Raw genomic sequence first — 17,442 nt, 5'->3', positions numbered from 1 at the left:
ACACTCCCTACCCAGACTACAGGCACGCGATGAAACCCAAAGTCAATCGCATTACTGAATTACTCGGCATTCAATACCCCATCATTCAAGGAGGCATGCGCTGGGTGGCGCGCGCCGAACTGGCAGCGGCCGTAGGCAACGCAGGCGGTCTTGGGTTCATCTCGGCGCATACGCATGCAAGCGCCGACGCGCTCGCGCGTGAGATCGACAAAGTGCGTTCGCTCACGGACAAGCCGTTCGGTGTGAATCTGACCGTACTCGGCGCGAATGCCGGTCTCGACTATGACGCGTATGTGCGCACCATCGTTTCGCAGGGTGTGCAGGTCGTGGAAACGGCAGGCAGCAATCCCGCGAAATACATAGCCGAATTCAAGACGCACGGCGTCAAGGTGGTCCACAAGTGTGTCACGGTCCGCCATGCGGTGAAGGCCGAATCGCTCGGCGCGGACGCCGTCAGCATCGACGGGTTCGAATGCGCGGGACACCCTGGCGAAGACGATATCCCGGGACTGGTCCTGATTCCCGCCGCCGCCGACAAGCTCAAGGTGCCGATTCTCGCCTCCGGTGGCTTCGCCGATGGGCGCGGTCTGATGGCGGCGCTGGCGCTCGGTGCGGACGGCGTCAATATGGGCACGCGGTTTATGCTCACGCAAGAATCGCAGGTCCACCCGGCGATCAAGCAACGTCTGCTGGAAGCGACGGAGCGCGATACGGTGCTGGTCGGCCGCTCGATCGGCGATTCGAGTCGCGTGGTCAAGAACAGTGTGAGCCTCGCCGCGCTCGAACTGGAACGCAGCGGGCACGTGACGCACACCGACCTCTACGCGCTGACCGGAGCGAAGCGTTGGATGGACGCGTTCGTCACGGGAGAAGTCGAAGGCGGCGCGTTCCCCGCCGGGATCGTGACCGGTCTCATCCACGACTTGCCGACCTGTGCGGAATTGATCGGACGCATCGTGAAGGAGGCTGCCGCAATCGCGCAACGCCAGCTCGGCTTCGGAGCCGCTCTCGCATGAAACTCACCGGTCTTCGCGTCGTGGACCTGTCACAGTTCATGCCGGGTCCATTCCTCGCCGCCAATCTCGCGGAACACGGGGCGCAAGTCATCAAGATAGAACCGGTCGCCGGTGACCCCACACGCGGTGCACCGGGCACGGACGGCGCGTTCTTCGCCGCGATCAACCGCGGCAAGCGCAGCATCGCCCTCGACCTGAAGCATCCCGATGGACGCGAGGCCGCGCTCAAGCTGATGAACGAGGCTGACGTGGTCATCGAATCGTCGCGGCCGGGCGTGGCCGCGCGCCTTGGCATCGACTACGACACGGTGAGCCGGACGAACCCGCGACTCGTTTATTGCGCGATGACCGCATTTGGACAGAACGGCCCGCTCTCTCAACTGCCCGCCCATGATCCGGTGATTCAAGCGCTTGCGGGCACGCTGCCGCGCGATAGCCGCGGGATGCCCGTTACCACAGGGCCGTCGCTCGCCGCGCTGGCCGGTTCGTTGACCGCGTTGTCCGCTGTGTTGATGGCACTCCTGCGCGCGCGAGAAACAGGGCGCGGCGACTATATCGACATCTCGCTCTTCGATGCGGCGCTCACGGCGCAGCCGTATCTGAGTGGCCGCTTGCTCAACACGCCGGACGTTTCATCTCAGGAAACGCCAGACGACGACAGCGGGCTCGCACTGCTCAGCAGCTATGAGACCGCCGATTCCAAATGGCTCTGCCTCGGCGGCCGGGAGCGCAGCTTTGCCACCAACCTGCTTACGCCACTCGGCCGGCCTGATCTGGTCGGCGACGCCATCGGTCCGGCCGGCGAAAGTCAAACGCGGGTGCGCGCATTCCTGACGCGAACCTTCCTGAGCCGCACGCTCGATGAATGGCTCGACTGGTTCGATGGCAGAAACATCAGCGTCGCACCGGTGCTCTCGATCGCCGAAGCGCTCGACCATCCGCATGCGCATGAGCGCGCGATGATTCAAAGCGATCCGTCCGGACGCAAACACGTTGCAAGCCCGATTCACTTCCGCATGGAGCCTGCCGCACCGCCGCTCGCCGTTGCGCGCCTTGGTCAGCATACGGAGGCCGTACTGCGCAGCATCGGATACAGCGAAGAACGGATCGCTGAACTCATCGCTTCGGGCGCCGCGCGTGGGCAGTTCGACGAGCCCCATGCCGTTGCGCAAATGACTCAAACTACGCACTGACGCGGACAACATCATGCCTTTACTGCTAGAGGCGGACTCCGTCGACTTCGCATCCATCGTTCGTCCCGGAGATACCATTGCATGGGGCCAATCGAACGCGGAACCCCTCCCGCTCACGAGAAAGTTGCTAGAGCAACGGCACAGCATCGGCGCGTTTCGGATTTTTCTGGGCGCCAGCAGTTTCGACACCTGCCGCCCGGAGCACGCGGACTGCATCGATTTCGTTTCATACTGCGGCACAGGCGCCAACCGCGCTTTGGCCAAGGCGGGCGCACTCGATATTCTTCCGTGCCACTACTCGCAGTTTCCACAGATGATGGAGTCGGGCCGGTTTCCCATCGACGTCTTGCTGCTGCAGCTTGCGCCGCCCGATTCACTGGGGCGCTATAGCCTGTCCGTTGCGCATGAGTATCTGATTCCGGCACTGAAGCACGCGCGCGTCGTCGTTGCGGAAGTGAATGAGCAGGCGCCCTGGACATATGGCGAGCGCTACCTTCGCGACGACGAGATCGACTTCATCCTGCCGACGTCGCGCGCCTTGCCTGAAAGTTCGCCCAGCGCAGCAAGCGCAACGGATTTGGCGATCGCGCAGTACACAGCAAGTTTGATCGAAGACGGCGCCACGATTCAACTCGGTCTCGGCGCGATTCCAGAGGCGATCCTTGCGTGCCTCACCGATCGTCGAGATCTCGGCATTCATTCCGGCACCATCGGCGACAAAGTCGCCGATCTCATGGAAAGCGGCGTCATCAACAATGCGCGCAAATCCATCGACACAGGCAAGACCATCGCCGGCGTGATGATGGGTGGCCGCCGCATTCACGAGTTCGCGCACCGCAACGAGGCCATCGAGTTTCGTTCGACCCGCTACACGCACGACCCGCATGTGCTCGCGAGCATCGATCGCTTCGTGGCCATCAACTCGGCGGTCGAAGTCGATCTGAGCGGGCAGATCAACGCCGAAATTGCAGGGGGCGTGTACGTGGGTGCGGTGGGCGGCGCGCTGGACTTCCTGCGCGGCGCGCGACGCTCCCGCGGCGGCGTTCCCGTCATCGCACTGCCCTCCACGGCTGGCAAGGGAGCCACCCGCATTGTCGCGTCGTTGACCGGGCCGGTCAGCACGCCACGCAGCGATGCCGGGATCGTGGTGACGGAATATGGCGTTGCCGATCTGCGCGGACTGACGCTGCGGCAACGGCGCGAGCGCATCCTTGTGATTGCCCATCCGGACCATCGTGGCGCTCTCGACCAGATGGCCGGCGCCCCGCCATCCAATCGTTCCGGAAGTGCGACGCTCGTCGCCTGAGTGCAATCGGACCCGAATCAGAAACTCGAAACCCTGCAAGGAAATCCCCCATGAAACGCGCAGCAATTGTCTCCCCGGTACGAACGCCCGTTGGCACCTTTGGCGGTAGCCTGCGCGGCGTATCCGTCGAAGAACTCGGCGCACTCGTTGCGAACGAAACGATCCGGCGAGCGGGCCTCGATCCCGCTCGCATCGACGACGTCGTGTTCGCACAATCGTACGCGAGCAGCGAAACGCCCTGCGTGGGCCGTTGGATCGCGCTACAGGCGGGCCTGCCCGTGGAGGTGCCGGGCATGCAACTGGACCGTCGCTGCGGCGGCGGCCTGCAGGCGCTCGCCACCGCGGCGATGATGGTTCAGACCGGCGCCGCCGACGTGGTGCTGGCCGGCGGCGTGGAAAGCATGAGCAACATCGAGTACTACAGCACGGACATGCGCTGGGGCGCCCGTTCGGGCTCCGTCCAGTTTCACGACCGTCTCGCACGCGGCCGGGAGCGCTCGCAGCCCGAATCTCGCTTCGGCTATATCTCCGGCATGATCGAGACGGCGGAAAATCTCGCCACCGACTACGGAATCAGCCGCGAGGCCGCCGATGAATTCGCGTTGCGCAGCCATCAGCGCGCGGCCGCGGCGTGGGAGTCGGGCCGCATGGCCGAAGAAGTCATTGCGGTCAGCGTTCCCCAGAAGAAGGGCGAACCGCTCCTCTTTTCCAGAGACGAAGGATTCCGTGCGGACGCCAGCATGGAAAGTCTCGGCAAGCTTCGCGCGTTGATGCCGGGCGGCACGGTGACCGCCGGCAATTCCAGCCAGCAGAATGACGCCGCGGCCGCTTGCCTCGTCGTCGCCGAAGACCGCCTCGAAGCACTCGGCCTCGAACCCATCGCCTGGCTGACGGGCTGGGCCGCCGCCGGCTGCGAGCCTTCGCGTATGGGGATCGGCCCCGTGCCTGCGGTCCAGAAGCTCATGGCGCGCACGGGCCTCTCGCTCGATCAGATGGATCTCGTCGAAGTGAACGAAGCGTTCGCATGCCAGGTGCTGGCAGTCCTCAAAGGCTGGAACTGGCACGATACCGACCGGCTCAACGTGAACGGCTCCGGCATCTCGCTCGGCCACCCGATTGGCGCAACGGGCGTACGGATCATGACGACGCTCCTGCACGAACTCACGCGCCGAAAGGGACGCTATGCGCTCGAGACCATGTGCATCGGCGGTGGCCAGGGTATCGCCGCCGTATTCGAGCGCGTTTGACACTGGGCGACGCAGCGCACGGCCTGGCGCCGTGCGCGTGCCCTAGCCCTCAGACCTCCACCTCGACCATCACGAAGTCGGCCTTGGTCGCGCCGCACTCGGGGCATGCCCAGTCATCCGGGATGTCTTCCCAGCGGGTGCCGGGCGCGATGCCCTCCCCCGGAAGTCCCATTGCTTCGTCGTAGTAAAACCCGCAAAAAATGCATTGCCACTTTTTCATGATCGCTCTATGAGTCGTTGAGGTGGGGTTGTTTTCAGGGCGCTACGTCCCAGGCAAGCGGCAGATAAAGCATGCCGTTGACGGAGCCCGAGCCGCATCGTGGCCTGTCGTCCTCGCGAATGCGAAAATCAGGAATGCGTTTGAGCCATTCCTGCAGGAACACCTTGATCTCCGTGCGCGCGAGAAACGAGCCGGGGCAGCGATGCGGCCCGTTGCCGAAGGCAGCGTGCATCACCGGCTTGCGCGTGAGGTCGACGGCAAGCGGGTTGCTGAACTTGCGGTCGTCGAGGCCGAACAGGGAATTCGGCAACTGAATCTGGTCACCCTTTTTGAACTGGATGCCTTTGTATTCCATGTCCTGAGTGATGAGTCGCGCGGTATTCGCCACGCCAAAGCGCCGGATCAATTCGTCGACCGACGACACCATCAGTTCGGGATTCCCGATGAGCTGCCGCCGGTGCGCGGGATTCTCGGCGAGAAAACGTGCGATGAAACCCATCAACGAGGCGACGGTATCGAGACCGCCGAACAGCACGACGATAAACATGCCGAACATGCGCTCGGGGCTGATCGGCTTGCCATCGATCTGCGCGTTGACAATCAGGCTGACGAGATCGCCGCCCGCCTGCGCCTTGCGCTTTTCCACCCAGGTGGCGATATAGCCGCCAAGGCGGTGCTGGGACTCGATGCGCTCTTCGAGATTGCCGCGTACGGCCCACTCCGCCCACTCGAGCAGCTGCTCGCGGTCGCTCAACGGAAGATCCGCGAGACGCAGGAAAATCACGATCGGCAGGATTTTCGAGAACTCCGAGACGAACTCGCATTCGCCTTGCGGAGCGATCTTTTCGATCAACTCGATTGCAAGACTGCGCACATCGCTCTCGAGCGATGCGATCGCCTGTGGAAGAAAAGCCGGCGTGATCAGGTTGCGGTATGCAGTGTGCTCAGGCGGGTCGAGTTCGAGCGGCACGAGTCTCGACTCGTTGAGCGGCGGAATGTTGACGCTTTGATGCGAGAAGCGCGTGTGGTCCTTCTGCATCGCCTCGATATCTTCGCCTCGCGTGGCGATCCAGTGCCCGCCATAGTAAGGGGACCATACGATGTCGGGCCCCGCGTGCAGCGACTTCCATGCCAGATGAACATCGTCTTGTGCTCCGGGCGGGTTCATATAGTCAAAATCGACCACGAGTTCTTGAGGAACATGGTCAGGCACATTCCAGCCTTTCTTATGATTCATCTTGCGTCTCCTTTCATTTCGTCGTCTTCGAATGGATGAATCGTCACACTTGCCTCAACATGGCAGCGTTCATATTATGCAACGCTGTTCAGTTTTGCTATTATACCGAGGCGAGCTTTTCTACATCAACGCCTGTATCGAACGGAGACAAGAGTGAGCGATTTCGTCAAGGACAAGGTGGTAGTGGTAACGGGTGCGGGAGCCGGCATCGGGCGCGATTTCGCGCTGCAATTCGCGGCGAACGGCGCCAGGGTCGTCGTCAACGACCTCGGTCGCAACGCCGAAACCGGCGAAGTCGCCGCACAGCGCGTTGTCGCGGAAATCAAGGAGGCCGGCGGACAAGCGGTTGTCTCGACGGACAGCGTCGCTGAATGGGATTCGGCGCAGAAGATCGTGCAGGCCGCGCTGGACACGTTCGGTCGCATCGACTGTGTGGTGAACAACGCCGGCATCGTGCGTGACCGCATGTTCTTCAACATGAGCCTCGACGAGTGGAAGGCCGTGGTCGACGTCCACCTGAACGGCTCGTTTTTCGTGGCGCGTGCTGCGGCACCGCATTTCAAGGCGCAAAACGGCGGCAGCTTCGTTCATATGACCTCCACGTCGGGTCTGATCGGCAATATCGGGCAAGCCAACTACTCGGCCGCCAAGATGGGGGTCGTCGGTCTGTCGAAGTCGATCGCCCTCGACATGGCCAAATTCAACGTGCGCTCTAACTGCATCGCGCCGTGGGCATGGACTGCGATGACTGCCTCGATTCCCTCGGAAACGCCCGAGCAAAAGGCACGCGTCGAGATTCTCAAGCGCATGGAATCGCGCAAGATTGCGCCGCTCGCCGTGTATCTTGCCTCCGACCAGGCCACCAAGGTTTCGGGGCAGATCTTCGGTGTGCGCGCCAACGAAATCTACTTCTTCAACCAGATCCGCATGATCCGCTCGCTGCATCGCGACGGCGGCTGGACGCCCGAAGCGATTGCCGAGCAGGTCATGCCGGCGTTCGAATCGAGCTTCTTCCCGAACGTGCCCTCCATGGCTCTGACGCCGTGGGATCCGGTGTAAATTCAATCGGACCATGCCCGCGCCACATCATGCGGTGGCGGCGCGGGCGCCCCGCAGTTCTCCTTACGCTTCTACCGAACCGCGCACGCTTTCGGTCTTTTCGGACAAACCGACGATGCGTCTTGCCTTGAGCAAGACCGGCAAGTCCACCATCCGTCCATCCACGGACACTGCCCCGCCTTCAGCGCGCTCGTACGCCTCGACGACTCGCTGCGCCTTGGCAATTTCGTCTGCGCTCGGGCTGAACGCAGCGTTGACCACTTCAACCTGGCGCGGATGAATGCACAGCTTGCCGCCGAAACCCAGCGACCGTGCCTTCGACGAGTCGTCCGCGAGCTGCTGCCGATCATCGATCGCCACGGTTACGCCATCCACCGGAGACTGAATTCCGGCTACACGCGAGGCCAGCACGATGCGCGAACGTGCGTGCAGCAACGCGTCCCATGAACCGTCGCAGTCGAGATCGAGTTCGAAATCCACCGAGCCGAAAATGAGCCGTTCGACACCGGGCATGCGCGCCACTTCCAACGCGTTCCACACGCCCACGGCGGATTCGACGATCGGCCATATCGGCTTCTGCGTTGCTGTGGCGACAGCGGTCAGCGCTGCCGAATTCTCCGCCTTGGGCAGCACGATGCCATCGATACCATCGAGCGCCGCAAGTGAGAGGTCATCCTCGAACCACTGAGTGCTAACACCATTGATGCGCAACAGCACGCGAACAGGCGCAGCCGCAAATGTTCGCGCGGCATCGGCAACATGGGCGCGCGCGGACGCTTTATCCGCGTCCGCGACGGCGTCTTCGAGGTCCACGATCACCGCGTCGGCGCCTGCCGCGAGCGCCTTGGCGAATCGCTCGGGCTTGCTCCCAGGCACAAAAAGAAACGAACGCATAAAACTCCAGTTCAGAGACGGGTCCCCGGAAGATAGAACACCTTAGCGGACCGGATTCAACACATCAGGCGAGCACGGCCGATGCTTCCATGCGCAACGACCCGTCACTGCCCGAAATCCACAAGATCACCTTGCCGGGGTCCGATTCGTCCCGCTTTCCGCAGACATAGAAAGGTGTCGTGTCCACGACCGGTTTGACCGCGCGGAAGGAAAACGATCGCACGCGCGCGTCCGGCAGCTTTGATCTCAGCGAGTCCATGAGTAGCGTGGCGAGCAGCGGGCCATGCACGACAAGCCCCTCATACCCCTCTTCGCCGATCGCGTATGGCCGATCGTAGTGAATACGATGACCATTCAAGGTAAGCGCCGAATAGCGAAACAACAGCACGGGATCGGGCACGACCTCCCGCGCCCACTGAGCGCCCGCGGGCGCGGCCTGTGGGGCAGCGGGCTTTTCGCTCGCAGCCGGATGGTCGCGATAAACGACATCCTGATGTTCGACGATCGCGACTCCGTCAACGTCACTGACCTCGTGCTTGACCTTGACGAACACGAGATCGCCGGTGCGCCCCTGCTTGTGCGCAACGCTTTCGATGCGCGAAAGACGCGTGGTCGCGCTGCCCGCCTTCAGCAGCCGCAGAAACTCGAGCTGACTGCCCGCCCACATGCGCCGAGGCAGGTCGACAGGCGGGAGGAAACCTCCACGCTTTGGATGGCCGTCCGACCCGACCATCGACTGACGATGAACCGGCAGAAAATAAAGCCAGTGCCACAACGGCGGCAAGTCATCGCCAGCCGCTGCTGGCGGGTCGTCGCGGTCGAGCATGGCGGCGAGCGCCGCCATCGGCGTGAGAGTGACCTGGTCCCGCACCTCCTCGGTGCGCCCAGTCCATTGCTGCAAATGCGCGATATCGATGACCATTGCGCCAATCACTCCAGATCCAGCGCTTCACGAATCGCAACGGCGATCGGGAGCAGTGGATCTTCTTCCGGCGTGGTCGGATTGAACAGCTTGTTGTGGCAGATTGCCACCGCGAGTCCCGTGTCCGGGTCCGCCCAGCCGATCGAATTGCCCTGCCCCGGATGACACAATGCGCGCGGCGAACGCGCCGCCGTCACCGGCGGATGACTGCCGCCGAACCAGAAGCCGCCGATCGTGATCGGAATCGGAAAGCCGAACATCACTGGGTCCGGCTCTTCGCTGTTGGCGCGCGGCGTATTCAGCGTGGCCACGAGTTCCTTCGAAAGGATCCTCACGCCGTCCAGCTCGCCGCCGCACGCGAGCATCGCCCAGAAACGCGCTTCACTACGCGCGTTGAAGATCCCGCCTACGCCCGCCACCTCGGCGCGACGTACGTCCGGGCGCTCGAACACCGGCGGCGTCAACGCGACCTGCTGCGGCATAGAGCGCAGGAACAGCGGCGGCAGATATTCCGCGGGAACCGGCACCATTGCATCGGTAAGTCGAGCGATGCGCGGCTCCGCTTCATCAGGAATGCCAATCCAGAGATCGTCTATACCGAGCGGCTTCGCAATCTCCTCCTGAACGAAGCGGCCCAGCGAGCGCTTCTTCGGGTCGGCGCGTCGGACCAGTTCGCCAACTATCCAGCCGAAGGTCATCGAAAGATAAAGCGTCTTCGTGCCCGGCTCGGCAAGCGGCTCCAGGTTCGCGATGGCGCGCGTCATCCATTGCCAGTCGCACATCAGTTCCGGCGTCACACCGTCCGGCATCTGCGGCACGCAGGCGCGGTGAGTCAGCACATCGCGCACCGTCGTCTTGTCTTTCCCATGCGCGCCGTACTCCGGCCAATAGCGCGTCACCGGCGCGTCGTATTGGATGAGCCCGCGGTCCGCCAAAATGTGCAGCGCGGTTGCCGCGACGGCCTTCGTCACCGAATAGACGTTGAAGAGCGTATCGCCGTCAACGAGGCGGCCGGTGGCCGGATCGGCCACGCCGCTCCATGCGTCGATCACGAGTTTGCCATTGAGATAGGCCGCCACCTGTACGCCGATCTCGCCACCCTCCCGCGTCGCACGGTCGAGCGCCTTTTGAACGATCGCGTTTCGCCCGGTTAATGTTTGCACTGCCAGGTCCATATCGTGTCTCCCATTCGTGAACATGTCGCTTTGACGGGCTAGGTCTTGCCAGACTGCGCGGCAATACCGGCGAGCCCTTCGAGCGCGAGTCCGTAGCCCAGTTCGTCGGCCATGCGGCGCTTGAACGGCTGAGCAAAGACCGCGCGGGTATAGCGCAGAGTTTCGATCGGCTTCCCCGCGAGGCCGCGGGCGATCTCCCAGGCGCGATCGAGCAGCGCTTCCTGCGCGACGACTTCGCCGACCACACCAAGCTCCCAGGCGCGTTGTGCCGTCATGCGCTCACCGGTGAGCAGAAAATGTCGGGCGCGGTTATGCCCGATCAACATCGGCCAGACGATCTGCACCCCATCCGCCGGCACGACGCCGTGAACGAAGTGCGCCTGGTCCGAGATTTCCGCGTGACTGGCCGCAAGCACGATATCGGACAGCACGAGCAACTCGGCGTGAATGAACGCCGGGCCGTTGATCGCGCCGATAACGGGAACCGGAACGTCCAGCAGTTGCATGAGCAAGTCCTGCCCCTCGCGCTGAAGCCGCGGCCAGATTTGCGCAAGCGGTTCCGCCGGCAGCTCGGCGAAGTTCATGGCGTCGCAGAATGCATCGCCGGTGCCCGTCAGGATCACTACGCGATTTTCGAGGTCGCGTGCGATCTGGTAAAACGCCTCGCCTAGCTGACTGTGAATGCTGCCGAAGAGCGCGCCCCACTTGAGCGGCCCGCCGTCCGTGTGCAGGCGTACCTGTAGTACGCCATCGCGCCGCTCGAATTCGATGTTCGCAAAGCGCCTGCCGTAGTCCTCGAGATGGCTCATCGTGCATCCTCCAGGATCAGGCCGGCGGCGCGCCATGCCATCGCCATCATGGGGCCATTGGTGTTACCGGAAATCATCGTGGGCGTCACGGAGAGATCCATCACGCGCAGGCCTTCGACGCCCCGCACGCGCAAGCGCGAATCGAGCACGGCAAGCGGACCGGAGCCCATCTTGCAGGTCCCGCAAGCGTGATAGCCGGACTGCCCCTCGCGCCGGTAGAGGTCGAGAATCTCAGCGTCGGTCTGAACGGCAGGACCTGGACGCGTCTCTCCTTCCAGCAGGCTAGCGAGCGGCTCGGCGGCCATCACGTTGCGCATGAGCCGGAATGCGTTGACCGCCATCCGCTGGTCGTACGTATCGGCAAGGTAGTTCGCAACAACTTCTGGCGGCACGCGAGGGTCCGCCGACTGGATCTTCACGTGTCCCTCACTGCGCGGACGCAGTGGATAGCTGAAAAGCTGCATGCCAGGGAACGTTTCGAACGCATAGCTGGCCGCGCCGAAATCCATCGAGTACGGCGCCATCATCAACTGAACGTCGGGGCGCTTCGCGTCAGGGGCAGTCTTGACGAAACCGCCCACCTGATACGAGCCGAGCGACATAACGCCACGGCGGAACAGGAAATACTGCATCGCGTTGCGCCAAAGGCGCAGGCCGCTAAACTGCCGGTTCTGCGAATCGCGCCATTCCCGCAGGCGCGCCTGCACCATATACAAATAGTGCTCGCGCATGTTGAGCCCGACGCCCGGTCTCGCTGCCACGACCGGAATGCCAAGCGACTGCAGATGAACGGGATCGCCAATGCCCGACAACTGCAAAAGCCGCGGCGACTCGATCGCTCCAGCCGACAGCACGACTTCGCGGCGTGCACGGTAAACTATTTTCTGCCCTGCGCTTTCGCATTGCACGCCAGTTGCGCGCGTGCCGTCAAAGACGATTCGCGCGGCCTGCGTCGCGGTAACGACCGTGAGATTCTTGCGCGAACGGGCGGGTTTCAGAAAGGCTTCGGCCGAGCTTTGCCGCTGTCCGTTGCGTATCGTATAGATCAGATAGGCCACACCCTCGTGATCGAGCCGGTTGATGTCCTCCACGCGCCGAATGCCAAGCGACCGGCACGCCTCGAGTACAGCGTCGCCAATACGGTTGCGCTGCGCATACGGCGAGACTTTCAGTGGGCCGTCCGAACCCCGCAGCTCGTCGGCGCCCAGCGCGTGATCTTCGATCTGCCTGAAGCACGGCGCCAGGTTCTGCCAGCTCCAGCCCTCCACGCCCAGCTCACCCCATCCGTCGTAGTCCTCAGGATGTCCGCGCATGTACACCATGCCGTTGATGCTGCTCGAACCTCCGAGCATCTTGCCGCGAAGCCAGATTTCATTGCGGTGCCCGTTGCCGTCGTCGGGCTGCACGGGGATGAACCAGGCGTGAGCCGGATCGCCCAGCAGCTTTCCGAATCCCTTGGGCATCCGGATCAGGGGACTGCGGTCCTCGGGTCCTGCTTCAACGAGCAGCACCGTATGGCGCCCGCTCTGCGAGAGACGGTTGGCAAGCACGCAACCCGCAGCGCCCGCGCCAACCACGACATCGTCAAACTCCATCATCGATGCGTTCTCCACCGTCGGTGCGCGCCGGGCAGCTCCATGCGCGAGCTGGCCGGCGGCACTTGCCTTATCGGTCGGCCCCGTGCAAAGCCCATGAGGCCCGCTTTGTTTTGATTAGCCGAAGACGACGGGAATCGAATGCGGAACGCGCATCATGATGCCGTTGATCTGCGGAGCCTGCGCGGCTGGATCGAGACGAAGATTTGGCAGCCGGTCGAGAATCGCGTTGAGCGCGCGCGTCATCTCCACACGCGCGAGGTGTTGACCAATGCACACGTGAGGTCCATAGGCGAACGCGAAATGCCGGTGAGCCGGTTTGCGATAGATGTCGAACTTGTCCGGATCGGGGAAGCGGCTGGGATCGCGATTGGCGCTGCCCGCCAGCACGTCGAGAAATGCGCCTGCGGGAATCTCGACGCCACCGAGCGTGACGTCACGCGTCGCCATGCGCGACTGCATCAATACGGGGCCGTCCCAGCGCAGGGCCTCTTCGATCGCCTGCGCGACCAGCGTACGATCCTGGCGCACCGCTTCGAGCTGCGCGGGATCGCGCAGCAATGCGAGCAGCAGCACGCTGGTTGCGCGATAGGTGGTGTCGCCGCCCGCATTCACGAGTTGGCGCAGGAACGAAATAACGACCTCGTCCGGCAGCAATTCGCCATCGACTTCCGCGGTGGCCAGCGCGCTGACAAGATCGTCGCCGGGCTTGCTGCGGCGCGCCTCGACGAGTTGCGCGAAATAAGCGCCCAGCTTCGTCGACGCCTCCACGCCGTGCGCCACGTCGATCGAAACCAGGGTCTGTGCGATCGCCAGCTTGTGGAAGACCTTCACGTCTGCCGGCGGCAATGCGAGCTGGCGATAGATGATATTGAACGGATAGTGAAGCGTGAACTCCTCGACAAGATCCGCATGCCCGCGATCCACGAACTTCGACATCAGTTCGCTCACCACGGGATCGACCAGTGTGTCGCCCCATGCCGCCACGGTGTGCGGCAAGAATGCTTTCTGGAAAATGCGGCGGTAGCGCGGGTGTTCGGGCACGTCCATCGTCGAAATACTGCGTCCGAAGCTGATGCCGATATTGCGCTCGTACGACTTGTTCGAGAACGTCGCCGGATCGCCGAGAACCTGCGCAACCTCGTCGTATCCGAATACGCAGTAATGCGCCACGTCGGACATCGTCAGGTCCGCCGCACCGCCCATCAACACACGATAGTCCCCTTCCTGGACCGTGCCTTTGTCGCGTAGCTCGGCAATGCGGGGATACGGGTTGGCATCGGCTCCGTAAGCGAGCGAATCCTCGAAAAAGGGGTTGAACGTCGGATCGTCGAAGTCTTCAAGTCGCAGCGCGACAGCCATGATTCCAGTCTCCATTAGTCGTTCGATTGCAGGTACCGGCAGCCGAAAGTACCTATAGTTGAACTATGTTCGATTTTGCACGATTGTGCAAGACCGTTTTATCATTCGGTTGAAGGGGCTGCCGGCGCTTGACCGGATTGCGCCCGTAATGAAAGGGAAACTATGTCGTCGAGGAATACCCAAGCCGCCAGCAGCCCGGCAGCCGATAACAAGGAGCCTCGCGCTTCGGCTCGCAGCACAACGCCCGAGCGCATTCTGGATACGGCCGAAAGGCTGTTCGCGATGCACGGTTACTTCGGTACGTCGATTCGCGACATCATGCAGGGCTGCGGCATGGAACTGAGCCTCGCGCGCTACCACTTCGGCAGCAAGGACGCCCTGTTCCAGCAGGCGATCGGCCGCCGCGCAACCTTGATCAGCCAGCAGGTGATCGAATCGCTGGAAGCGGCGCTCGCTCCGTTGCATCGCGATCGACCCGATGTGGAAGCCATCGTGACCGCGCTTTCCGCGCCTGCCTTTGCGCACCTGAAAAGCGGCGACCCTGGGTGGCAAAATTATCTGCGCCTGCTGACCCAGATCGGCTGCCTGCTCGAGCGCCCCGACCTCTCGGCGCCGTTCTATGACCAGTACGCGCCGGCGGCTGCGCGCTACCGCGACGCCTTCGCCAAGGCGCTGCCTGGCGCCACACGTGAAACTGTCGAGCTCGTGCAGCATTTCGTCGAGTCCGTGTTTCATCTGGTACTCAACGAGCTGTACGCGAAGGAAGCCCGATCGGGGACGCGCGCGCTTTCGGCACAACATATCGAGCGCATGCGTACCTATTTGATCCGCTTTGCGGTTGGCGGCATCGAAGCGATGGTCAACTCCGCGCGGGACCCACGGCGGGCATGAGCGGGGTTGATGAGCATTGACAGTCGCGCCGATCGTCGTTCACAATTTAGAACATCATTCAAAATAACTGAGGCCGCAGCGCGCGCGGCCATGCGAGACGGAGTTCGCCTTATGACAGCTGTGGACGCAGAAAACATCGCGCTGATCGTCGGCGCGGGTCATGCTGCGGGAGAGTGCGCGACCGCAATTCGCGACCAGGGATGGACGGGGCGCATCGTGATGGTGGGAGAAGAACCGCACTTGCCGTACCAGCGGCCGCCGCTTTCAAAGGCGTTCCTGTCGGGCGAATCGACCGCCGAGCAGCTGTACCTGAAACCGCTGTCGACATACGACAAGGCACGCGTCGAGTTCATACCCGCTACGCGCGCGGAGCACATCGACCGCGAGACGAAACGGGTCACGCTTTCCAATGGCAGCGAGATCAGCTACGCGAAGCTCGTTCTGGCCACCGGCGGCCGCGCGCGGCGGCTCGCGTTGCCGGGTATCGAAGCTATCGAGAAGCTGCAGAACTTCCACTACCTTCGCACGCTCGATCACGTAGCGCGCATTCGAAACCAGTTTCATGCGGGCTCGCGCCTCGTGATCATCGGCGGCGGATATGTCGGCCTCGAAGTCGCCGCCGTGGCCGTGAAGCGCGGCTTGCACGTCACCGTGCTCGAGGCTTTGCCGCGTGTGCTCGCGCGCGTCACGGCGCCGGAGCTTTCCGCGTTCTACGAGAAAGTGCACCGCGAGGCCGGAGTCGACATTCGCACGAATGCGATCGTGAGCGGATTCGAACTCGACGCATCCGGCGACGCAGTTGCCGCCGTGTGCTGCGCGGACGGCACCCGCGTCGCGGCGGATCTCGTCATCGTCGGCGTGGGACTGGAGCCCGCCACCGAACTCGCGCAGGCCGCGGGGCTCGCCGTCGACAACGGCATTGTGGTGGACGAGCATACGCGTACCTCCGATCTGGACATTTTCGCGGTGGGCGATTGCACCAACCACCCCAACCCAACGCTTGGCCGCCGCCTGCGTCTGGAGTCGGTGCCCAATGCGCTGGAGCAGGCCCGCACCGCGGCGGCGGCGTTGTGCGGCAAGGAGCGCGTCTATGACAGCGTGCCGTGGTTCTGGTCCGATCAATACGATCTGAAGCTCAAGATGGTCGGCCTGTCCCAGGGCTACGACGAATTCGTGCTGCGCGGCAGTCCAGAAACCCGCTCGTTCTCGGCGTTTTATCTCAAGGACGGCGTCATGCTCGCTGCCGATACCGTGAGCCGCGCGCCCGAATTCATGCTCGCCAAGCGATTTGTTGCCGAGAAAATTCCGGTTCGCGCAGCTGATCTCGCCGACGAGTCGATCCCGTTGAAAAGTCTGCTTCCCCAGTCCACCTAAATTTCAGAGGTCCAGAAGCCATGCCGCTCATTCGATTCATCCAGCCGGACGGCAGCGAAGCCGCCGTGAGCGCCAACGTTGGCGACTCGGTCATGCAAACGGCCGTGAACAACCAGATTCCCGGCATTCTTGGCGATTGTGGCGGCAGCTGCAGCTGCGCGACCTGCCACGCCTACGTCGACGAAGCCTGGCGCGGCCACATGCCAGGGGCCGAGTCCTATGAAGTGGACATGCTCACCTGCGCAATGGACGTGCGCGAAAACAGCCGTCTGACGTGCCAGATCTTCATGACGCCGGAACTGGACGGCCTGGTAGTGCGTCTGCCCGGCTCGGGGGCTTGAGCATCATGAGTGCGCACGCACCCCGCACGACGCTGATCACCGGCGCGGCTTCCGGCATGGGCGCTGCGCTCGCCCGTCATTTGACGGCACTCGGCGAACGGGTGATTGGCGTCGATCTGCACAATGCCCATGTGTGTTCGGATCTCGCCGACCCGGCGGCACGCGTGGCGCTTGTCGCGCGCGTGCAGGAGATTGCGCCATCGATCGACGCGGTGGTCGCGTGCGCCGGGGTATCTCCCCCCGTCGCTGGCGATACGCTGGTATCGGTGAATTATTTCGGCGTTGCGGACTTGCTGCCGCGCCTGTTGCCGCTCCTCCAGCGTGGCACGCAGCCCCGCGTCGTGGTGATCTCTTCACTGGCCTCGCTTCATCCCGTCGATACGCGCCTTGTCGAATTGTGCCTCGACGGCGACGAAACTGCCGCGAGGGAACAGGCCGCAAAAATCGGCGCGCAATGCTATGCGTCGTCCAAACGCGCGCTGACGCAATGGCTACGGCGCACGGCGGTGCTGCCCGGCTGGGCGGACCAAGGTGTGCTGCTGAACGGGATCGCGCCGGGCATTGTGAAAACGCCGATGGTCGCGCCGCTGCTGGAAACTGCCGAGGGCCGCGAGGCGCTTGCAGCCGGTGTGCCCACCGCCGTACGGGACTATGCGAGCGCTGAGCAGATCATTCCGCTCCTTGCGTTCCTCGCCAGTGCGGCTAACGCCTACATGGTGGGCCAGGTTCCCTTCGCAGACGGTGGCGCCGACGTGCTCTTGCGCGGGGAAGCGGCGCTTTGATGCACGCGCACCTCCGCTA

Annotated in this window: 17 protein-coding genes; 9 read left to right on the top strand and 8 right to left on the bottom strand. The window is 63.1% G+C overall.

The features are described from left to right. Window positions 1-29 precede the first annotated feature (29 nt). From M3I53_RS21950 to M3I53_RS21935, 4 genes are read left to right on the top strand one after another with little or no spacing between them, the layout of a single operon-like run. Window positions 30-1,016, top strand: a complete 987-nt coding sequence (locus M3I53_RS21950) for a nitronate monooxygenase family protein (protein ID WP_254317954.1) — start codon at window positions 30-32, stop codon at window positions 1,014-1,016. Further along, the gene (locus M3I53_RS21945; RefSeq protein ID WP_254317953.1) at window positions 1,013-2,209 is read left to right on the top strand and encodes a CaiB/BaiF CoA-transferase family protein; all 1,197 of its coding nucleotides are present in this window, start codon (window positions 1,013-1,015) and stop codon (window positions 2,207-2,209) included. Before M3I53_RS21950 ends, M3I53_RS21945 begins: the two co-directional genes overlap by 4 nt. Window positions 2,210-2,222: 13 nt before the next feature. Then, the gene (locus M3I53_RS21940; RefSeq protein ID WP_254317952.1) at window positions 2,223-3,515 is read left to right on the top strand and encodes an acetyl-CoA hydrolase/transferase family protein; all 1,293 of its coding nucleotides are present in this window, start codon (window positions 2,223-2,225) and stop codon (window positions 3,513-3,515) included. 50 nt (window positions 3,516-3,565) lie between these two features. Continuing rightward, window positions 3,566-4,762 carry an acetyl-CoA C-acetyltransferase gene (locus M3I53_RS21935; RefSeq protein ID WP_254317951.1) on the top strand — a complete coding sequence of 399 codons (1,197 nt, stop codon included), beginning with the start codon at window positions 3,566-3,568 and terminating at the stop codon, window positions 4,760-4,762. Between the two features lie 49 nt (window positions 4,763-4,811). Here M3I53_RS21935 and M3I53_RS21930 read toward each other — a convergent pair whose 3' ends face one another. Further along, window positions 4,812-4,982: a rubredoxin gene (locus M3I53_RS21930; RefSeq protein WP_254317950.1), complete on the bottom strand. Its 171-nt coding sequence runs from the start codon at window positions 4,980-4,982 to the stop codon at window positions 4,812-4,814. 34 nt (window positions 4,983-5,016) lie between these two features. Next, the gene (locus M3I53_RS21925; RefSeq protein WP_254317949.1) at window positions 5,017-6,219 is read right to left on the bottom strand and encodes a cytochrome P450; all 1,203 of its coding nucleotides are present in this window, start codon (window positions 6,217-6,219) and stop codon (window positions 5,017-5,019) included. A gap of 153 nt (window positions 6,220-6,372) precedes the next feature. Here M3I53_RS21925 and M3I53_RS21920 point away from each other — a divergent pair, with 153 nt between their 5' ends. Further along, a complete protein-coding gene (locus M3I53_RS21920) occupies window positions 6,373-7,278 on the top strand; it encodes an SDR family NAD(P)-dependent oxidoreductase (protein WP_254317948.1) in 906 nt (301 codons plus the stop codon). Window positions 7,279-7,341: 63 nt separating this feature from the next. On the opposite strand, the gene M3I53_RS21915 is transcribed toward M3I53_RS21920, so the two are convergent. The 6 genes from M3I53_RS21915 to M3I53_RS21890 all read right to left on the bottom strand — a co-directional run bounded on the left by M3I53_RS21915 (window position 7,342) and on the right by M3I53_RS21890 (window position 14,035). Next, window positions 7,342-8,172, bottom strand: coding sequence for a CoA ester lyase (locus M3I53_RS21915; protein WP_254317947.1), 831 nt, complete (start codon window positions 8,170-8,172; stop codon window positions 7,342-7,344). Window positions 8,173-8,236: 64 nt separating this feature from the next. Then, window positions 8,237-9,094 carry a MaoC family dehydratase N-terminal domain-containing protein gene (locus tag M3I53_RS21910; protein ID WP_254317946.1) on the bottom strand — a complete coding sequence of 286 codons (858 nt, stop codon included), beginning with the start codon at window positions 9,092-9,094 and terminating at the stop codon, window positions 8,237-8,239. 8 nt (window positions 9,095-9,102) lie between these two features. After that, window positions 9,103-10,257, bottom strand: coding sequence for a serine hydrolase domain-containing protein (locus M3I53_RS21905; RefSeq protein ID WP_254317945.1), 1,155 nt, complete (start codon window positions 10,255-10,257; stop codon window positions 9,103-9,105). Between the two features lie 50 nt (window positions 10,258-10,307). Next, entirely contained in the window at window positions 10,308-11,078 is a 771-nt protein-coding gene (locus M3I53_RS21900; RefSeq protein WP_254317944.1) for an enoyl-CoA hydratase/isomerase family protein, read from the bottom strand. Then, entirely contained in the window at window positions 11,075-12,676 is a 1,602-nt protein-coding gene (locus M3I53_RS21895; RefSeq protein WP_254317943.1) for a GMC family oxidoreductase, read from the bottom strand. Before M3I53_RS21895 ends, M3I53_RS21900 begins: the two co-directional genes overlap by 4 nt. A gap of 114 nt (window positions 12,677-12,790) precedes the next feature. Continuing rightward, the gene (locus M3I53_RS21890; protein ID WP_254317942.1) at window positions 12,791-14,035 is read right to left on the bottom strand and encodes a cytochrome P450; all 1,245 of its coding nucleotides are present in this window, start codon (window positions 14,033-14,035) and stop codon (window positions 12,791-12,793) included. A gap of 162 nt (window positions 14,036-14,197) precedes the next feature. Here M3I53_RS21890 and M3I53_RS21885 point away from each other — a divergent pair, with 162 nt between their 5' ends. The 4 genes from M3I53_RS21885 (at window position 14,198) to M3I53_RS21870 (ending at window position 17,423) form a co-directional block, all read left to right on the top strand. Beyond that, window positions 14,198-14,926, top strand: coding sequence for a TetR/AcrR family transcriptional regulator (locus M3I53_RS21885; protein WP_254317941.1), 729 nt, complete (start codon window positions 14,198-14,200; stop codon window positions 14,924-14,926). A 111-nt stretch (window positions 14,927-15,037) separates the two neighbouring features. After that, window positions 15,038-16,300 (top strand): NAD(P)/FAD-dependent oxidoreductase, encoded by a 1,263-nt coding sequence (locus tag M3I53_RS21880; RefSeq protein ID WP_254317940.1) that lies wholly within the window; start codon window positions 15,038-15,040, stop codon window positions 16,298-16,300. Window positions 16,301-16,320: 20 nt separating this feature from the next. Then, a complete protein-coding gene (locus M3I53_RS21875) occupies window positions 16,321-16,641 on the top strand; it encodes a 2Fe-2S iron-sulfur cluster-binding protein (protein WP_254317939.1) in 321 nt (106 codons plus the stop codon). 5 nt (window positions 16,642-16,646) lie between these two features. Then, window positions 16,647-17,423, top strand: a complete 777-nt coding sequence (locus tag M3I53_RS21870; RefSeq protein ID WP_254317938.1) for an SDR family NAD(P)-dependent oxidoreductase — start codon at window positions 16,647-16,649, stop codon at window positions 17,421-17,423. Window positions 17,424-17,442: the final 19 nt, after the last annotated feature.

This window comes from Paraburkholderia sp. CNPSo 3272 (assembly GCF_024206495.1).
Classification (GTDB): domain Bacteria; phylum Pseudomonadota; class Gammaproteobacteria; order Burkholderiales; family Burkholderiaceae; genus Paraburkholderia.
This window is presented reverse-complemented; position numbering and strand designations above follow the sequence as displayed.